Here is a 17,451-nt window from a genome sequence, read left to right on the forward strand (position 1 = left end):
GTACCCTTAATTAAATTGTAAGTTATGCCAACGTCGGATTATTTAAATTTAAACAGTTGGTACTCTGACATGGCAGGGATAGACTTTGCGACAATGGCCTCGTTTTTCGCTATTTGTTCAAAGTCGCCACACAGTGCATCTGCTTTTTTCTCAATAGATTCTGCTTGTTGTTCGACCTTAGTTTCAATTTGCGTTGCGAAGTTTTCCATCCGTTGTTCAAAGCTGCTTATATCACCGTTTGCATCCGACATTTCGTTGCCAATTGCAACCAATAAGCTACCTATCGATTGCATCATGGCTCCCTGTACTGCCGTTTCGATTTTTTCTTCAAACTGACTATCGAAGTTTTGGCCAAACTCATCAAAGGTCTGCTTGCCCATCACGAATGCACCTTGCTGATAAAACGTATTTTGCACTTCCGTTTCGAGGTCATCGATCACTGCATGAATACTATCTAAACTGGTTAAATTAAAGGTTTGCGCTACTTCATTAAGGGCAACGCCCGCTAATTTTATGCCTTCAAAAGCAATATCAGCCACTTGTGGTAGGCGGCCTCTTAGTTCATCACCATATTGCGTGAGCATCGTTTTTTGCTGCGTATCGAGTGCAATGCGCTCGCCATTGAGTGTCAGTTCGCCAAGGTTGTTGATCTCAGCTGTTTTGTTTTTGGCTGTTGTGATCACCAAGTTATCAGGCGTGATCCTAACGTCATTTTGAAATTCTACTTCACAATTGTCACCGCTAAACGTGATGTTATTTTTTTCGTGTGCAGCGACAGTGGCTGTCATCATCGTTGCTGCTGTTAGTAGTAAAATTTTATTCATGGTCGATCCTTATTGGCTCAGTTACATGCTTTTTGTATCAAGAACAATGCCAAATATTAGTTGTATTAAGATCAATGCTTTATGTTTTTTAATTGAAAACTTATGTGCTCAAAAAGTGACGGAATTGACTAAAATATAGTTATTTTTATCAAAAAGAATTAGCAATAAAAAATTTTTATTGTAAGGATAAGAAACTCTCACTTTTCAGAATGACAATTTAGCGCTAAATAGTGATCTTGAGAGATGGCTCTCATTTTATTAATGACTATTTTATTTTGGAGTAAGTTGTGGGTAAGACATTCTCTTACGATGCGCTTGATGATGATTTTGCAGACGATGAATTTGAAAAGTTGGGTCGTAACCAACATGACAAGCAAAAGCGTAAAGTCAAAAGAAAGCTAGACGACTACTTAGAGCAAAAACGCCTACGTAGAAATCTAGGCGATGATGATTTCGACTATATTGATGATTGATCACTAGACGTCATCTACCAGTCTAGCACTGACAGTAATTCAATTTGGCTATGTGATTAAGCAGGGCTATGGGTTACTAGGTGCATTGTCTGAGTTACTGCGTTGTTGGTGTTCACTAAACAAGTGACGAAATATTCAGATAGTAAGCAGCCGCAAATATGCGGCTGTTTTGTTTTTATACGATTGGTATTAATCTTTAAAAGATTTATGGCAGTCTTTACAGCCTTTTGCCCAATCTTTAAATGCAGAAGCAATCAGCTTTTTGTCGCCAGAGTCAGCTGCAACAGCCAGTGCTTGAGCATACTCGGCAAATTGCTTGGCTTTGCCATCGAACTCAGCTCTGTTTGACCAAACGGCTGGTAGAGCATCAGTGTTGCCTTTGTCAGAACCGTCAATGAATGCTTCCCAAGGCATTTGCGATAATTGCGCAGCATTGTGAGCACGTTGTTTAAATACTTCAGCATCAAATGGCACTTTGCCTTTTAGCATGTCGCCCATATTACCAATCTGGAAACGGATCAATTGAAAAGATGCTTTGCGATATTCAATCGCATCTTCAGCTGATTCAAACATGGTGTTAGCTTGCGCTGTCGCGGCAAGGCAGCTAAATAGTGTGACGGTAAGTAGTTTCTTCATAGTAAACCCCTAATATTTTTCCCTATTTTCAATGTAAATTACAAATATAATCAAATAACTGCGATTAGTGCCCTGTGACGGAGGCAGCTAGTTTTAAATAGTCAGCTCTCTATGTCTTTGAATATCATACCCCTGCGCATACTGCGGGTGGCTAAAAAGATTTCTCCAAGCAAAGAGACAAATGCGCCAATGAGCAGCACCATAGCGGCGATAAAACAAGACGATAAAGTAATGCCTAATGGCATACTGTACAAGTGTGACATGAACAGTAGCATAACCACTGCACATACAAGCAACGCACTGAGTACACTCATGCTAAATGCAACGTGAATAAAGCGAGACCGTTTTAGCAGTGCACGCATTTCTCGACTAAAGTGCATTTTTAGCTCTTCATCTTGCGTGGTATTGATCTTTCGGTCAAGTAAACGAGCTCTATCTGTGATCCGTGCTAAACGGTTTGATAGCACTCCTAAGGTCGCAGCAATACCCGTAATTAAAAATACAGGGGCAACGGCGGTTTGGATAACTTTGGCCATCGTGAGAATGCTAACGACTTCTGGATTCATATAGTTACCTCGTTAATTCCAGTTTAGTTTTGATAAAGTGTTGGGTTGCTCACCGATGAGGGTTTGCATCACTTGGTTATGCTCATCAAGCAAGATGACTCTTGGAATGCCTTTGTTGGCATACGTGTTGTAAATATCTCGATTGGGATCGGCAACAAGATGTATGGGCAATTGCATGGCTTCGTTGAATTGCTCAAGCGTAGTGTTATTTTCTTCTCGGCCGATGGCAACGATGGTTAAATCTGCTTGGGTGAGTAGTTCCGATTGTTTTAGTTCGCTCAATAGACGCTGCGAATCAGAGCACCACGTCGCGAATAAAATTACGAGTTTTTTGTGTTTAGTATCGAACCGAATGGTTTGGTTTTTTATATCCGTAAATTGCAAGTGCTTGAAGATGTCACCGGTATGGATGTAGGTCTGATAGTCATCAGCTGCTTGTGGTAGCGCCTCGTTTGAGGCTTTACAGCCACTTAATCCGGAAGTGAGTACAGTACTGAGTAGTAACATTTTTATTGTTGTTTTCATGTCTATTCCTTGTTGCCGTGTCAGTGTTTTTGAAGTCTTGCACGCATTTCAGTATATTGCCCCACTTAGATGATTTCTTAAAGTCCAATTTCTTGTAGCCGTAGATATGATTTACCTTTCTTTATTTGGGCTTGCTTTTATTGCTGCAACCCTATTACCTGCGTCGTCTGAGCTAGCACTGAGTGGGCTTGTTGCGAAACAACAGGGCGGACTGGTTTGGTTATGGCTGGCCGCTACAGCGGGAAATTTACTTGGTAGCTGTATTAACTATTATCTTGGTTGGTTTATCGTTAAATGGCGGGATAGGCGCTGGTTTCCAGTTTCTCAAAAGCAGTACGATAAGGCTTGTGGGTTGTTTAATCGTTACGGTAAGTTTTCATTGCTATTTGCTTGGCTGCCCATAGTCGGTGATCCTTTAACTGTGGTCGCTGGATCTTTGCGGACCTCTTTTGGGTGGTTTTTTGTGTTAGTCGCGCTCGGTAAAGGTACCCGTTATGCTCTAGTGATCTACCTTGCTCTTCAGGTGGCTTCATAAGCTCTGAAGGCAAGGAGGGAACTACCAGTGTCAGCTCGCTTAGTTCCTGTGCCAATCAAGTGTGAGCGACACTGAGTCAGCGAAACGCAAAGCGTGTGGCTTATCTACGGTGACTTTTGCATAGGTCACGTCTTGATGTTGATGACATTCAGCGAGTATGTCAGCCACTAACTTCTCAAGTAACAAAAAGTGGCCTTCTTCTACTCGCGTGATGACCGCTTTAGTTACCGTTTTGTAATTAAGCGCATGGGCCACGTTATCATGATCTAAACATGCCGTATCAGCTGGGTAGTGAATTTCAATATTGATCACGACATCTTGCTTTTTCTCCCGCTCTTCGGGATTAAAACCAATAAAGGTACGTAATCTTAAATTTGTCACCTTGATAATGGCATTCGACATAGCGTGTTTATCCTTTCACTAACTGTAAAAACTCGTTGCGGGTTTTGGGGTCGCTTCTAAAGTTACCAAGCATGACTGACGTTCGCATGCTAGAGTTTTGTTTTTCAACTCCACGCATCATCATACACATATGTTTGGCTTCAACGATCACGCCAACGCCTTTTGCGCCAGTGACTTCCTCAACGGCCTTGGCGATTTGATGAGTTAGCTGTTCTTGGATTTGAAATCGACGGGCAAACATATCAACAATTCGGGCAAATTTAGATAAGCCAAGCACTTTACCGCTAGGTATATAAGCAATGTGGCAACGACCAACGAAAGGTAGAAGGTGGTGCTCACACATAGAGTACAATTCTATATCTTGGACCAGCACCATATCATCGGCATCCGAGCTGAATACCGCGTTATTGGTGATTTCATCCAGTGTTTGACGGTAACCCTGAGTCAGATATTCCATCGCTTTCGCTGCGCGCTTTGGTGTGTCTAATAACCCTTCGCGGTCTGCATCTTCACCCACGGCTTCAATAATCGTTTTATAACTCTGTTGTAATTTGTCTTGCATAATGCGTTACCTCAAATGGCGGCCACCGTCGATTTGTACCGTGCGTCCTGTCATATAGTTGCTAGAGAGTATCATATCGACACTATTGATAACTTCTTTGCTACCAGGCTCAATTCCCATAATAGACTTTTTCAAAGTTTTTGCCTTGTACTCATCACTATCGTCTTGATTAAAGATGATGAGAGAAGGTGCGATGCTATTCACTTTGACTTTAGGTGCAAACTTAGCGGCAAATGACCGAGTTAAGTTATCTAATGCAGCTTTACTAGCGGCATAGGCAATGTGTTTTGGACTGCCTTTTTCTACTACATAGTCAGTAATATGGATCACATCACTGACGTTATTGTTGGCAGTCAATAAATCGCTCAAGGCATGATTGATCAAATAAGGGACTTTAGCGTGGATCCGCATCATATTATCGAATAATGCTGAAAAATCAGGGTTGTTAGCTTCACAATCCCAGCTCGATGCATTGTGGATGATAGCACTGAGGGTGCTGGTATGAGCACGAATTTGATTGTTGAGCTGCGTGATTGCTTCTGGCTCGTCAAAATCAGCCTTGATACAAATGGCACCTAGCGATTCTAGTTCATCGATAATTTGGTGTCTGGTGCGATACGTCAGTATGACGGCTTGCTGTTTAGCGAGAAAGTGTTTCACCAAAGCAAGTCCAATGCGCTGTGCGCCACCAGTAATTAAAATAGGTGCAGCTGCTGGGCTCATAAGTTAATCACCTTGTGAATTGAGAGGTTAGGGGGCAGGATGAATAATTAACTAGTTATCTCCTGCCAACAATACTATTGTTCGTCGTATACCGTAGGAATTGGTTGACGCTTGTGTTGTGTACGCTGATAGATGGCAATAAGTTTGTCGCTCACTTCGCTACTAACGGGCTTACCTTCAAGAAAGTCATCAATATTGTCATAGCTTAGTCCCAGCGCTTCTTCGTCAGAAAGGCCTGGGCGGTCGCACTCAAGATCGGCTGTTGGCACTTTATGTACTAATCCAGCAGGCGCTCCGAGAAAAGCAGCTAGTGCGCGAACTTGGCGCTTTGACAAGCCAAATAAGGGCGCTAAGTCGCAGGCGCCGTCACCAAACTTGGTGTAAAAGCCGGTGATGTTTTCAGCGCTATGATCGGTGCCGACCACTAAACCACGAGTCAGGCCAGCGATTTCATACTGCGCAACCATGCGCTGGCGTGCTTTTACATTTCCTTTAATAAAATCCACGCTGGCTTGTGAAGGCAGTGATATGCTTCCACCCGCCATAGCAGCGAGCGCCTGCTCGTGCATGGCATCAGCTGCAGGTTTGATATTGACTGTTAAGCGCTGACTAGGTTGGATAAACTCAAGTGCTAGTTGAGCTTCATCTTCATCAGCTTGAACACCATACGGCAAGCGCATAGCAATAAATTTATAAGCCCCAGTATCATGCTCAGCATTGAGTTCATCGATAGCTAGCTGGCATAGGCGTCCACAGGTTGACGAATCAACGCCTCCGCTGATGCCAAGCACAAGAGTGAAGCAGCCAGAGGCTTGTAATCGTGCTTTTAAAAATGAGACACGTCGTTTGACTTCAAATTCCGGGTCAATAATTGGCTGAACTTTCATTTCGGCCATGATTGCTTCACGCATACTGGTTCCTCAATACTATCGGGGCGACAAACCTCTATTATGTTGGTGCTGACGCGCTTTTTAAAGCCCTAAATGTGCTTTGATGGTGGCGAGTTCTTGCTTTAATTGTTCAATTTCTGCAATCAAGCTTTCGATTTCACTGTCATTTTGTGTGCCTGCTAAAGATTCTGCTGAGGTGGCTGCAGGTTCAACTACTTGATCGCCAAACAAATGTTGATATCGACTTTCTCGTTTTCCAGGCTCTCTGGCGAGCTTAACCACATAATCATGTTCTTGCATCGCACTTAATGTTGATTCAACATCTTGTACGGAACTAAATTCTGCGAGACGGTTGCTGCGGGTGCGCAGTTCACCGGGGGTTTGTGGGCCACGCAATAACAATAAACAGATAATCGCTTTTTGTTTTGCGTTGACTTTAAGGTGACCAAAATCACTGTTACAAAAACGCTGACTATACTTGTCGACGCGACCTGACAGTGCCTCGTCACAGGTAATTAAGCGTTTTTCTTGTAGGCGGGTCAGTGTGTCTAGTACGTCATTTTGAGAGAGTTCCATCACCGGCTCGCGATTCGATTTTTGATTGCACGCATTGGTAAGGCCGTTGAGTGACATTGGATATTGTTCTGGGGTGGTGACTTGCTTTTCGATTAAGCTACCCAGCACACGTTGCTCTTGAGTATCTAATTGCATCACTTTCCTTATTTTTTGTTGCTAATGAGATGAATAACATCATCTTGATAGTAGCAATATAATACCAATCTTAGCTGTAGCAAAGCGCATGAACTAACTTTGTTGGACTGTAGGCGAAGGCGTCTGAGTTGTTTGCTGTGGTTTTATTTGTAGAAGTTTGGCTTTTAGTGCTTCAAAGTCAATGGGTTTGGTGAGATAGTCATCCATACCTGCATCAAGGCATTTCTCTCTGTCTCCTTGCATCGCATTGGCGGTTAGCGCTACGATCACGCTATGCTGATGGGTTTTTCCAGCAACACCTTGGCGGATTTGCTGTGCTGCTTGATAACCATCCATCACTGGCATCTGGCAATCCATTAAAATCACATCATAAGATTTGCTAGTTGATTGTAAGTGTGCAAGTGCTAACTCCCCATTTTCTTGACAGACCACTTTGGCGCCTAGACGCTCTAACATCGTCATCGCAACGGTTTGGTTTATCCGGTTGTCTTCTACCAATAAGATTGAGCATTCTAACAGGGGGTTAGTGCCGCTTGATGAGTCAGTTTTGGCGTATTTCGGCTTGTCTGGATCTTGATAATCAGAGTTGAAAACCTGAAGCGCTGCATGAGGTGTAATGGGGTAGTATATCTGCTCACAAGAGGAGAATAACGAGAGCGTTTCGCGACTTTGCTGTTCAAAGGCAATCACATGAACGATTTGTTGTTGTGCTAGCTGGGTTTTGAGAGCTTGTTGCATCTTACGCGGCGCAGCATCGAGTAACTTAGCATCCAAAATAACAGCAAGATGTGAGGATGGTTGTTGTAGTTGTGTCATGAGCATATCAAGTTGCTGCATGTGTAAACACGTAATATGCCAAGGCTTCAGTAGTTTACTGTAGTCTTCGTCGGTATCGGTTAAGATATATAGTGTTGAATTGTCTGATTTCTCATGCACGGTAATAGGCTTAGCTTCTGTCAAAAGCACATTGCAGGAAAACGTGCTGCCAACGTGTTCCTTACTAAATGCTTGTAGGTCGCCACCGAGCAATTGCGATAACTGCTTTGCAATGGTGAGACCAAGCCCTGTGCCACCATATTGCCGAGTAGTTGATAAATCAGCTTGGGTAAATGAATCAAACACTTTATTGAGCTTATCCTTTGAAATGCCAATACCGGTATCTTCCACACTGCACCATAGCCAAGTTTGATCGCCCGCTTGTTCGGTATGACAACTTAATGTCACCGAACCATCATGGGTGAATTTAATCGCATTGCTTAACAAGTTATTGAGAATTTGTTTGAGGCGGTTGGGATCCGTTTGCGCGGACTGGATTTTCATACCAGATAAATCGATATGTAGTCGGTTATTGTTGGTATCTGCGGCGTTTACAAACCCTGACAACATACTACTTAGCATCTCGATAAGATCGAACTCGACAAACTCTATCGTTAGTTTACCAGCCTCGATTTTTGAGAAGTCGAGAATATCATTAATGATGGTGAGCAAAGATTTCGCTGAGCCATGCGCCAAAGATAGCTGGTGGTGTTGAGTCGGAGTGAGCTGTGAGTGCATGACGAGCTCAACCATACCCATCACACCATTGAGGGGGGTGCGTATTTCATGACTCATGCTAGCTAAAAACTCAGCTTTCATTTTTGCAGATTGCTCTGCTAAGTCTTTGTCAATGATGGCTTGATTTTTTGCCTTTTGATGTACCTTATTAATAAATAAGCTACCTAACATCGCGGCAATAGATTTTATTAAACGGATATCGCTTTGGCCCCAAGCAGGGCTCACGACGTCATACTCGGCACAGAGTACGCCTAGGTTTTGATTCTTATGGCTGATTGGACAACAGAGCATTGCTTTAATTTCAAAAGGTTCAAGATAAGTTGTGGTCAGAGCCATCGTTGCTGGATGGGTTTTTGCTTGCTCAGCTGCGATTAATTGGCCTTTTTCGATTTCACTAAAGAACTCAGACGCTATCGCTTTTCGCCAAGGGGGAAAATGTTCAAGACTATCTGCGGTTGCATGCGAAAAACACACGGGTATTAAGAAGTTTTTATCATCGTTAAACTGCCAAATACTAACTCTATTGACCTCAGCTCCTTTTTTACAAGCGTCTGCGCATAGTGATAAGGCCTGATTTAGGTGGTTATTTAAAATGGCTTCATGTGAGCTCAAATAAGCAAGCAGCTCATTGTTTTTGGCAAACTTATCGTGTTCTATCTCCATCATCTTTCGTTTATGAATATTTTGAATCGAACCAAAAATGTGGGTAGTGCGTTTGCCACGGCGAATAGCGCGCGCTTTCACCAACACCCAAAGTTTACGAATATCGTGCGTCTGGATGATAAATTCTTCTTCAAACTCATGGCCTGTTTTTATCAAGTCATCCACACAGTCTTGCAAACGCTTTCTGTGCAAACCGGCTTTAAAAAATTCAGTAGTGTTCATCCAAGTAGGTTGAAACTGTCTTGGTACGCAAAAAATATTACGGGTGACGTCTGACCAAATAATATCTCGGGTTTTGATGTTGATTTCCCAAGCACCAACTTCAGCAAGCATACCCATATTGGTAAGCGACAGCGCATTGCGCTGGAGTTGCGATAGGAGTTGATTTATAAAGATAAATGCGCCAACAACGATAATAATAAGTGCGATGATGGCGAGGCGAAAAGGCCACACTGCGGTTGCTTCTGGATGCCAGCCTATACGAGGCACCGCATAAAGCGCCCACTCACCTGAGGGGACGTTAACCTTAAAAGAGATAGGCGCGAGCGCATGAATATCGGGATTGCCGTAAAAATAATCTCCCTCTCGGCCTTTGCCATCGACGCCTTGAATTGCAATGAGATATTGACTTTCAAGAGCAGTAAAGTTCGCTTGTTGATAGAGGTTATCCATATCGAGTACAACAGAGAGCAGTCCCCAGAACTGAGTTTTTTCAGTGTAGACAGGAACTCTAGCAATTAACCCTGTGCCGCCCTGAATCAATTCTAGAGGTCCTGCCATCACGATTTCACGACTCTCTTTGGCGAGTAACGCACCGTATTTTTGTGTGGGATGAGTTTGATAGTCTAGGCCTACGGCTTTTTCATTGCCTTTCAAAGGGTAGATGTAATCGAGCCGCATACCTGGCGCCGCCCCGATGTTTCGCAGAATTTGACTGCTGTCGAAAAGTGGTCTCGCGAGCTGTTCGAAGCGAGCTTGAGATAGCTCTGACTGATCTGAAAGTGCAATACCTAACCCTCTGACCAACTGAACATTTTTTGCCAAAATTCCTTCCATTTTGGTACGGTAGACATTTACTTCCTCAGTTGAGCGGCTCTTTTCTATCGCGATTAAGCGGCGATAGTTTACTTGATCAACATACCATGCCACCGCGATGATCACGACTAGCAACAGCCAGAAGCTATATTTTACAAAGCGAAATTTAAGTGGTGATGTTGATAGTTCAGAGATCATGGTGCTTCTGTGTTTAAGATGATGACTTAACTATAGTTCAGTCCTCACAAAGCGAAATCTAATTGACTAAAATAAAACGCTTTAACCTGATTGCCTTATATCTGTGACACAGTCGAGAATATTGGTTTATTGGCTGATGACATGATATATCTTCTAGACATAAATTAGCGCTGAATACATTGTGAAAGGATAGCCATGCTTACTTGGATTAAACGAATTGTTGTTGTACTGCTGTTACTCGTATTATTAGGGACTGCCACTATCTATGGTCTGCTAGCTTTGAGTTTACCTGCGCTTGATGGAAAAGGAAGTGCTACCACGATAGATAGTACCGTGACGATCGCGCGAGATGCGATAGGGCAAGCGGTGGTGTCGGCGGACTCGCGAGCGGATGCATCTTATGGCTTAGGTTTTGCGCATGGTCAAGATCGCTTTTTTCAAATGGATTTATTGCGCCGTAATGCGGCAGGTGAGTTGAGTGAGTTGTTCGGCTCAGCAGCAATAAATCTTGATGAAAGCATGCGATTTCATCAGTTTAGGAAGCGGGCAAAGCTTATTGTGATGTCTTTACCGGAATCATATCAACTAATGCTTGAACGTTACACGCAAGGCGTAAATGATGGTCGGGCGCAGTCTGGATTTACTAGCTTTGAGTATTTGTTACTTGGAGCTACGCCAAAACCTTGGCTGCCAGAGGATAGTTTGCTGGTTATTTTCAGTATGTATTTAGATCTACAAACGGCAAACTTTGAACGCGATGAAGCTTTGATAGCTCTTAAGCAGCAGTACGGTCAAGGTATGCTCGATTTCATTTTGCAGCCCAGTCACCATCAAGCTGCGTTGGATGGCAGTGTAATAACCGCACCAACTGCTGCAATTCCGGTTATCGAGCCTCAGCTGGCACAACATCAACCCTCGCATATTGAAGATATACCACTTTATGGTAGTAATAACTGGGCGGTAACTGGTGCGCTAACGAAAACGGGAGCAGCAATGTTATCGGACGATATGCATTTGGGCTTAACCGTGCCATCAATTTGGTATCGCGCACAGCTAAACTATCAGGAGCGAGGCAAAGAGGTACAAGTAACAGGTGTGTCTTTACCTGGTGCACCTGCTATTGTTGTTGGTAGCAATCATCACATCGCATGGGGGTTTACGAATGGCTATTTAGATGCTGCCGATTGGGTTGAACTTAATAGCGACACCAAAACACAGCAGATTGCTGAAGAGATTATGTTACCCAGCGGTGAGGTGCATACCTATCAGTTGGAAATGAGTGCCTTTGGCCCAGTAAAACAGGTAGGTGATAAAAAGTTCGCGCTCAGCTGGGTTGCGCACCAGCCTTATGCAGTCAATTTAGAGCTTTTACAGTTTGAGCTGTTTTCTGAAGTTGGAGAAGCGACTGCGCACGCAAAAAATGTTGGCATTCCAGTCCAAAATTTGGTGGTAGTCGATAGTCAAGGTAGTGCTGCGTGGACGCCGATAGGTGCTATTCCCGCTCGCAAGTTTACTCGTGACACTGCGCTGAAGCAGGAAGAATATGAATCTGCTTGGCAAAACAACGAGCGCATTCGCCCGGTGGTACAAAACCCAGAAAGCGGTAAGTTATGGACTGCAAACGCTCGAGTTGTGTCTACCGAAGATAATCAGCGCTTTGGGGATGGAGGCTACGCACCGGGAGCGCGTGCAGTACAGATCCGGGACGGTTTGATAAGTAAACAAGTGTTCAGTGAAGCCGATTTTTATCAGTTACAATTGGATAACCAAGCAAAGTTTTTAACGCCGTGGCATGAGCGCTTAGTCAAGTTATTGCAAACGCAAGACTCAACGTCTTTTGAAAAAGACTTAAGGCTACTTAAAGATTGGCAGGGTTGCGCTTGCGCAGATTCGGTTGGCTACACTTTAGTGAAAGCCTATCGTAATGCGTTGATAGACACTCTATATGCGCCGTTAGAGCAATATTTACAAACGCAGAGCTTGTCGCTGAAATCTGTTAAAGGTTATTTCGAACCAGGCCTTTGGCAGCTGTTAAATGAGCAGCCAAATAGCTGGCTTGGCGCGCATAGCAGCTGGAATGAACTCGAGCTGGCAGCATATCAACTCGCTAAGCAAAAACTCAGCGAGCGCTACGGCAGTAATATGGCGGCTTGGCGTTGGGGTGATGTGAATGCACTCAAAGTGCAGCACCCATTCTCCAAACAAATGCCAATGCTCAGTGGGTTATTGGATATGCCAACTACGCAGGCCTTTGGTGATACCTTTATGCCAGCGGTGCAAGGTAAAGCATTTGGTGCGTCACAGCGTTTTATTGCTCAGCCTGGTCACTTAGAAAATGCGATTCTGACGGTTGCTGGTGGCCAAAGTGGACATCCGTTATCGCCATTTTATCGTACCGGGTTTAATGACTATGCCGAAGGGGGAGATACTCCTCTGTTACCAAGCAAAATAACCCATCAGATAGTTATCACACCTAATTCCTCTAAGTAAAATAAATTTATAGAATGTATGAGGGAGTTAACTTACTCCCTCCGATACGCGCAAAATCGGCGCTGCAGTAATCCGGTTTCGTCCAGAGTGTTTGCTGTCATAAAGTGCTGCATCGGCATGTTGAATGATGACCTCAAAAGATTGGCTGGGATCCCAACTGGCAACGCCAAAACTCATGGTGACTTTAAGAATTTCGTTTTCAAAGCTTATGGCTTCAACGGCTCGTCGTAACTTTTCCATACGCTGCATTGCCTCTCCGCAAGAGCAAGGTGCCAGCACGATTAAAAACTCTTCGCCGCCCCAACGAACGGCAATATCCGCAGGGTAAATATGTGCTTTAATCGTTTCGGCCACGCTTTTTAAGATTTGATCTCCTTTGTCATGGCCAAAGGTGTCATTGATTTTTTTGAAGTGGTCAATATCCGCCATTACTAAACATAAAGGAGAGTGAGTAGAGATACAGCTTTCTTTCGCGTGAGTGATAAGCTCGCGCGCATAGCGGCGGTTGAACATTTGTGTGAGTGGGTCGTGTGCAGCGAGTTCTTCTAATTTATCTCTTTGTTGCACCGTCATTTTTCGTATGTGGCTGATCGTATAAATCATGGGTATACCGCATATGAGTACGTTGGCAAAATGCACGTACGGGAGCAACTGTTGATAGCGATATTGATAGGCAATATCACCGAACAACAACTCCAAGGCTGCGAATAGTGTGATCAACACAACGGAATAAATAACGGCATTACGTAACCTGAGTTGGTAATCTAACAACATAAGGCAAGATACTGTCCAGAGGTAGTATTGAAATCCAAGTGACATACCTAAGTAGGCACATACCAGTGTTGCATGTATGGCCACTTCTAGACAGAAAACCCGCAGTGCGATAGAGGGTTTACTCGCATCAATGAGTTTAATTCCGGTGTACCACATCAGCACACTCCACACATTGACCAAAGCGAGTATGTTCACCTCTAGATGCCAAAACACACCTATAAGACCGGCATGTAGCCACATGCAATACAAAGCCACGCGTCGTAATAATGCAAATTTTAATGCTTCTACTTGGTCTGGTTTGCTGTAAGGGTGGTATTTAGTCAAACGTAAGCTCTTGTGGTGTTCACAATAAAATAAGTATAGAAGCTCTATTGTGATTTGCCGTCTATTTGGCCTAAGCTCAGTTTATTCGCTCAGCATTCAGCAAGGTTGGCTGTAGTAGAGTGAGAGATAGGTAGATAACATAAGCTTTGGAGTTGATATGTCTATAGAAAAAGCGCGGATCACGCTATGTAACTTAGAAAAGTCTGACTACGATCAGGTCAAGTCATTAATGGATGAAGCTTACCCTGATCTTGGTGGTGCTTGGCCTAGTCATACGATATTTAGGTTGATTGACCAGTTTCCTGAGGGACAGATCGGCGTGAAAGATGGCGATCGTATAGTGGGTATTGCGTTGAGTGTTCAAGTTGACTATCAAACCTTTTCTAACCCACATACTTATGAAGATATTGTTGATGCGCATAGCCGAATCTTCAGTGATAGTAATGCCGATGCACTGTACGGACTTGATGTAGTGATAGCCAAAAGCCACCGTGGTCTGCGTCTCGGTCGGCGACTGTATGATGCCCGTAAAGAGCTTTGTCGTCAGTACAACTTACGTGCGATTTTAGCTGGTGGTCGGATCCCGCTTTATAAGCAATTCCGTGGCAGTATGTCGCCAATGGAGTATATAAACAAAGTCGACCATAAAGAATTACACGACCCCATTCTAAGCTTCCAACTTGCCAACGATTTCCAAGTAAAGCGATTGTTGAAACAGTATCTACCGGAAGATCAAGACTCCGAAGGCTATGCGACGCTGTTGGAGTGGAATAACATTCTCTTCGAGCCTACCGATACTGTGATCGAAAGTAAAAAAACCATTGTCAGAGTAGGGGCGGTACAGTGGCAAATGCGCCGGGTGGAATCAGTAGAGGAGCTCATGCAACAGGTAGAGTATTTTGTGGACACAGTCTCTGATTATCAAAGTGACTTTATCCTGTTTCCTGAATTTTTTAACGCGCCCCTAATGGGCCTTGGAAGCTATAAAAATCAGACCGAAGCTATCCGAGCATTAGCAACGTATACAGAGCAGTTTAGAGCCGCTATGTCGCAAATGGCGATTGAGTACAATGCCAATATTATCACGGGCTCTATGCCGCTGCTTGAGGGCGATAAACTTTATAACGTCAGTTACTTGTGTCACCGCTCCGGCAAAGTGGATGAACAACGTAAAATTCATATTACCCCTCACGAAGACTACGATTGGGTTATCAAAGGTGGCGATAAAATTGAAGTGTTCGATACGGATGCGGGCCGAGTGGGGATCCAAGTATGCTACGACGTGGAGTTTCCAGAGCTATCGCGGATCATGGCTGAAAAAGGGCTGGATATTTTGTTTGTACCATTTTGGACTGACACAAAAAACAGCTATTTAAGGGTAAGGCACTGCGCGCAGGCCCGCGCGGTTGAAAACGAATGCTACGTTGTTATCGCAGGAAGCGTTGGTAACTTGCCACAGGTAGAAAGCCTAGATGTGCAGTACGCCCAGTCAGCGGTGTTGACGCCATCGGACTTTGCTTTTCCTCATGATGCCGCACTCAACGAAGCAACACCAAATACGGAAATGCTGTTATTTAGTGACTTAGACTTAGATAAACTCAAAATATTGCATAGTGAAGGAACGGTGCGTAATTTACGAGACCGAAGAAAAGACCTGTATTCTGTGGAGTTGAAACAAAAATAGTATGGCGTGGGTTTATTTAATTATGGCTGGCTTGTTTGAAATAGGGTGGCCCGTTGGTCTGAAAATGGCTCAGCAAGCCGATACTCGTTGGTTAGGTATAGTGATAGCCGTTGGTTTTATGGCCTTGAGTGGTTGGATGTTATGGCTGGCACAAAAACAAATTCCACTGGGTACCTCGTATGCGGTGTGGACGGGTATTGGCGCGGCTGGCACATTCTTAGTGGGTATCTTTTTCTACGGTGACCCAAGTAGTTTTATGCGCTACTTGGGCGTGTTACTTATCATCAGTGGGGTTGTGGTACTTAAGTTAGCATAACCAAAATAGCGGCGATGGCGATGAGGAAGAGCCCCATTGAGTCGCGCTTCCTTACCGGTGCTTTGAGCCATAAGAAAGAGATAAGCAAAGTGAAAAACACTTCGATTTGGCCGAGTGTTTTTACGTACGCTACATGCTCTAGGCTCATTGCGCTAAACCAGCCTATAGAACCGATGCAACTGCTAACACTAATGGCCAGCGTCAGTTTGCGGCGTTGCCACAGTACGCGCCAAGAGTGTGCTTCGCGTATCGTCAAATACATACTCAACATCACAGTTTGGCAAACCAGTACTAACAATAACACCCAGGCTGCACTGTAAGGAAAAGGTAGGCCCGATGCGATACTGGCTTCACGTACCCAAAGAGAAGTGAGCGCGAAGCTTGTTCCACAGGCAAGTCCCACTAGTGCGGTTTTCCCATTGAAAGCACGCAGGCTAAACCCACTTAATAACAACACCGCGATGGCACCAATAAAGACACCAAGCCAACCAAGTAGAGTTAAGCTAGAGCCAAAAAAGAGCACGCCCAAAATTGCCGCCACGAGTGCCTCACTCTTCGCAAGTCCAGCACCTATGGCGTAATTACTCTGCTTAAACAGCACCACCATTAACCCCGTCGCGATGATCTGCATGACACTGGCCCCCAGTACATAGGCAAGAAAATCATTGCTAATGACAAGTGGCCCTGCGGGAGCAATCAGGTAAAGACTCCATAGATATAACCCTGCGAGTGGACTGGCTAGAATAAATCTTGCTAGGGTGACACTGGCTGTGGAGGCGCTTTCACTCAATTTGCTCTGAAAGGCATTTCGCCAAGCCTGAGAAAAAGCAGCTAGCAAGGTGAATAAAATCCACATAAAAACTGTCCCTACAATGCTCAAATGTAAATCAGCATACCGGAACGGAGCTTATCTGGATAAATGAATTATCGTGATAGTGAAAATAATTCATTTATTTAAGGTGATAGCAGATTGCACTACTGACTTGGTACCGCGACAATTTGCCACATGGTTAATTTCCAATATCACGATATGATTAAGATCGATGCTACAAGATTGGGCCATAGGTTCGGGTATCACGTATCCACTTATGGCTTTTCTTTTTAACGCTATTCTGCTCTACTGAGTTGAATAATCAAAAGGTTGAAGGAGTATCTTGTGGGTATACTAATCATCTGTGCAATTCTTGCCATCTTACTACCTTATTTTGCCAAAATTCCTGTGGCAGTAGCGATGAACAAAGAAGGGGGCTATGACAACAAGCACCCACGTGAACAGCAAAAGAAACTGACAGGGCTTGGAGCAAGAGCGCTGGCTGCGCATCAAAACTGCTTTGAATCATTAGCTGTTTTTGCTGTCGCCTTGGCCGTTGCGTTCGGCACCCAAACCTATACTCCTCTGGTCGAATGGCTAGCCATCGGACATATTGTCGCACGAGCACTGTATTGTGTGCTGTATTGGGCGAATATTGATGTGCTGCGTTCTATCGTATGGGCGCTCGGACTTGGCTGTGCCATTGCCATTATTGTGGTGTGTGGTTTGTAGTCGTTCTTTGCGTGACTCCACAC

Annotated in this window: 18 protein-coding genes; 6 read left to right on the forward strand and 12 right to left on the reverse strand. The window is 44.1% G+C overall.

Features of this window, described 5'->3' with window-relative positions; all coding sequences use genetic code 11:
• Positions 1-38: 38 nt before the first annotated feature.
• Positions 39-824: a DUF2884 family protein gene (locus CWC29_RS17065; protein ID WP_138523354.1), complete on the reverse strand. Its 786-nt coding sequence runs from the start codon at positions 822-824 to the stop codon at positions 39-41.
• Between the two features lie 287 nt (positions 825-1,111).
• Here CWC29_RS17065 and CWC29_RS17070 point away from each other — a divergent pair, with 287 nt between their 5' ends.
• Positions 1,112-1,297 carry a PA3496 family putative envelope integrity protein gene (locus CWC29_RS17070; RefSeq protein ID WP_010604204.1) on the forward strand — a complete coding sequence of 62 codons (186 nt, stop codon included), beginning with the start codon at positions 1,112-1,114 and terminating at the stop codon, positions 1,295-1,297.
• A 189-nt stretch (positions 1,298-1,486) separates the two neighbouring features.
• On the opposite strand, the gene CWC29_RS17075 is transcribed toward CWC29_RS17070, so the two are convergent.
• The 3 genes from CWC29_RS17075 to CWC29_RS17085 form a co-directional block, all read right to left on the reverse strand.
• Positions 1,487-1,933, reverse strand: coding sequence for a c-type cytochrome (locus tag CWC29_RS17075; protein WP_095727085.1), 447 nt, complete (start codon positions 1,931-1,933; stop codon positions 1,487-1,489).
• A gap of 101 nt (positions 1,934-2,034) precedes the next feature.
• Entirely contained in the window at positions 2,035-2,499 is a 465-nt protein-coding gene (locus CWC29_RS17080; protein ID WP_017219384.1) for a DUF2721 domain-containing protein, read from the reverse strand.
• Between the two features lie 12 nt (positions 2,500-2,511).
• Entirely contained in the window at positions 2,512-3,024 is a 513-nt protein-coding gene (locus CWC29_RS17085; RefSeq protein WP_138523352.1) for a TlpA family protein disulfide reductase, read from the reverse strand.
• A gap of 106 nt (positions 3,025-3,130) precedes the next feature.
• Here CWC29_RS17085 and CWC29_RS17090 point away from each other — a divergent pair, with 106 nt between their 5' ends.
• Positions 3,131-3,559 (forward strand): YqaA family protein, encoded by a 429-nt coding sequence (locus CWC29_RS17090; protein ID WP_138523350.1) that lies wholly within the window; start codon positions 3,131-3,133, stop codon positions 3,557-3,559.
• Positions 3,560-3,598: 39 nt separating this feature from the next.
• Here CWC29_RS17090 and folX read toward each other — a convergent pair whose 3' ends face one another.
• From folX to CWC29_RS17120, 6 genes are all read right to left on the reverse strand, one after another.
• A complete protein-coding gene (folX, locus tag CWC29_RS17095; RefSeq protein WP_128725289.1) occupies positions 3,599-3,961 on the reverse strand; it encodes a dihydroneopterin triphosphate 2'-epimerase in 363 nt (120 codons plus the stop codon).
• Between the two features lie 7 nt (positions 3,962-3,968).
• Positions 3,969-4,523 (reverse strand): GTP cyclohydrolase I FolE, encoded by a 555-nt coding sequence (gene folE / locus CWC29_RS17100; protein ID WP_128725288.1) that lies wholly within the window; start codon positions 4,521-4,523, stop codon positions 3,969-3,971.
• A gap of 6 nt (positions 4,524-4,529) precedes the next feature.
• Positions 4,530-5,246 (reverse strand): dihydromonapterin reductase, encoded by a 717-nt coding sequence (gene folM / locus CWC29_RS17105; protein WP_128725287.1) that lies wholly within the window; start codon positions 5,244-5,246, stop codon positions 4,530-4,532.
• Between the two features lie 74 nt (positions 5,247-5,320).
• Positions 5,321-6,157 (reverse strand): ammonia-dependent NAD(+) synthetase, encoded by an 837-nt coding sequence (gene nadE, locus CWC29_RS17110; protein WP_128725286.1) that lies wholly within the window; start codon positions 6,155-6,157, stop codon positions 5,321-5,323.
• Between the two features lie 60 nt (positions 6,158-6,217).
• Positions 6,218-6,847, reverse strand: coding sequence for a YceH family protein (locus tag CWC29_RS17115; RefSeq protein ID WP_138523348.1), 630 nt, complete (start codon positions 6,845-6,847; stop codon positions 6,218-6,220).
• Between the two features lie 93 nt (positions 6,848-6,940).
• A complete protein-coding gene (locus CWC29_RS17120; protein ID WP_138523346.1) occupies positions 6,941-10,297 on the reverse strand; it encodes an ATP-binding protein in 3,357 nt (1,118 codons plus the stop codon).
• A 195-nt stretch (positions 10,298-10,492) separates the two neighbouring features.
• Between CWC29_RS17120 and CWC29_RS17125 the strand changes: the two genes are divergently transcribed.
• Positions 10,493-12,787, forward strand: coding sequence for a penicillin acylase family protein (locus CWC29_RS17125; RefSeq protein WP_138523344.1), 2,295 nt, complete (start codon positions 10,493-10,495; stop codon positions 12,785-12,787).
• Positions 12,788-12,814: 27 nt separating this feature from the next.
• On the opposite strand, the gene CWC29_RS17130 is transcribed toward CWC29_RS17125, so the two are convergent.
• Positions 12,815-13,885 carry a GGDEF domain-containing protein gene (locus tag CWC29_RS17130; protein WP_138523342.1) on the reverse strand — a complete coding sequence of 357 codons (1,071 nt, stop codon included), beginning with the start codon at positions 13,883-13,885 and terminating at the stop codon, positions 12,815-12,817.
• 157 nt (positions 13,886-14,042) lie between these two features.
• On the opposite strand from CWC29_RS17130, the gene CWC29_RS17135 reads away from it, so the two are divergent.
• Together CWC29_RS17135 and CWC29_RS17140 are read left to right on the forward strand one after the other, a co-directional pair.
• Positions 14,043-15,569, forward strand: coding sequence for a bifunctional GNAT family N-acetyltransferase/carbon-nitrogen hydrolase family protein (locus CWC29_RS17135; protein ID WP_138523340.1), 1,527 nt, complete (start codon positions 14,043-14,045; stop codon positions 15,567-15,569).
• A 1-nt stretch (position 15,570) separates the two neighbouring features.
• Positions 15,571-15,885 carry a DMT family transporter gene (locus CWC29_RS17140; RefSeq protein WP_010604216.1) on the forward strand — a complete coding sequence of 105 codons (315 nt, stop codon included), beginning with the start codon at positions 15,571-15,573 and terminating at the stop codon, positions 15,883-15,885.
• On the opposite strand, the gene CWC29_RS17145 is transcribed toward CWC29_RS17140, so the two are convergent.
• A complete protein-coding gene (locus CWC29_RS17145; RefSeq protein WP_138523338.1) occupies positions 15,872-16,741 on the reverse strand; it encodes a DMT family transporter in 870 nt (289 codons plus the stop codon). The two genes, CWC29_RS17140 and CWC29_RS17145, sit on opposite strands and share 14 nt — an antisense overlap.
• Before the next feature lie 300 nt (positions 16,742-17,041).
• On the opposite strand from CWC29_RS17145, the gene CWC29_RS17150 reads away from it, so the two are divergent.
• Positions 17,042-17,428: an MAPEG family protein gene (locus CWC29_RS17150; RefSeq protein ID WP_039491002.1), complete on the forward strand. Its 387-nt coding sequence runs from the start codon at positions 17,042-17,044 to the stop codon at positions 17,426-17,428.
• Positions 17,429-17,451 lie beyond the last annotated feature (23 nt).

It is taken from the genome of Pseudoalteromonas galatheae, assembly GCF_005886105.2.
Lineage (GTDB): Bacteria > Pseudomonadota > Gammaproteobacteria > Enterobacterales > Alteromonadaceae > Pseudoalteromonas > Pseudoalteromonas galatheae.

Coding starts and splice junctions, on each gene's coding strand:
- CWC29_RS17065 (WP_138523354.1), bottom strand. CDS start 824: ATGAATAAAATTTTACTACTAACAGCAGCAACGATGATGACAGCCACT.
- CWC29_RS17075 (WP_095727085.1), bottom strand. CDS start 1,933: ATGAAGAAACTACTTACCGTCACACTATTTAGCTGCCTTGCCGCGACA.
- CWC29_RS17080 (WP_017219384.1), bottom strand. CDS start 2,499: ATGAATCCAGAAGTCGTTAGCATTCTCACGATGGCCAAAGTTATCCAA.
- CWC29_RS17085 (WP_138523352.1), bottom strand. CDS start 3,024: ATGAAAACAACAATAAAAATGTTACTACTCAGTACTGTACTCACTTCC.
- CWC29_RS17090 (WP_138523350.1), top strand. CDS start 3,131: ATGATTTACCTTTCTTTATTTGGGCTTGCTTTTATTGCTGCAACCCTA.
- folX (WP_128725289.1), bottom strand. CDS start 3,961: ATGTCGAATGCCATTATCAAGGTGACAAATTTAAGATTACGTACCTTT.
- folE (WP_128725288.1), bottom strand. CDS start 4,523: ATGCAAGACAAATTACAACAGAGTTATAAAACGATTATTGAAGCCGTG.
- folM (WP_128725287.1), bottom strand. CDS start 5,246: ATGAGCCCAGCAGCTGCACCTATTTTAATTACTGGTGGCGCACAGCGC.
- nadE (WP_128725286.1), bottom strand. CDS start 6,157: ATGCGTGAAGCAATCATGGCCGAAATGAAAGTTCAGCCAATTATTGAC.
- CWC29_RS17115 (WP_138523348.1), bottom strand. CDS start 6,847: ATGCAATTAGATACTCAAGAGCAACGTGTGCTGGGTAGCTTAATCGAA.
- CWC29_RS17120 (WP_138523346.1), bottom strand. CDS start 10,297: ATGATCTCTGAACTATCAACATCACCACTTAAATTTCGCTTTGTAAAA.
- CWC29_RS17125 (WP_138523344.1), top strand. CDS start 10,493: ATGCTTACTTGGATTAAACGAATTGTTGTTGTACTGCTGTTACTCGTA.
- CWC29_RS17135 (WP_138523340.1), top strand. CDS start 14,043: ATGTCTATAGAAAAAGCGCGGATCACGCTATGTAACTTAGAAAAGTCT.
- CWC29_RS17140 (WP_010604216.1), top strand. CDS start 15,571: ATGGCGTGGGTTTATTTAATTATGGCTGGCTTGTTTGAAATAGGGTGG.
- CWC29_RS17145 (WP_138523338.1), bottom strand. CDS start 16,741: ATGTGGATTTTATTCACCTTGCTAGCTGCTTTTTCTCAGGCTTGGCGA.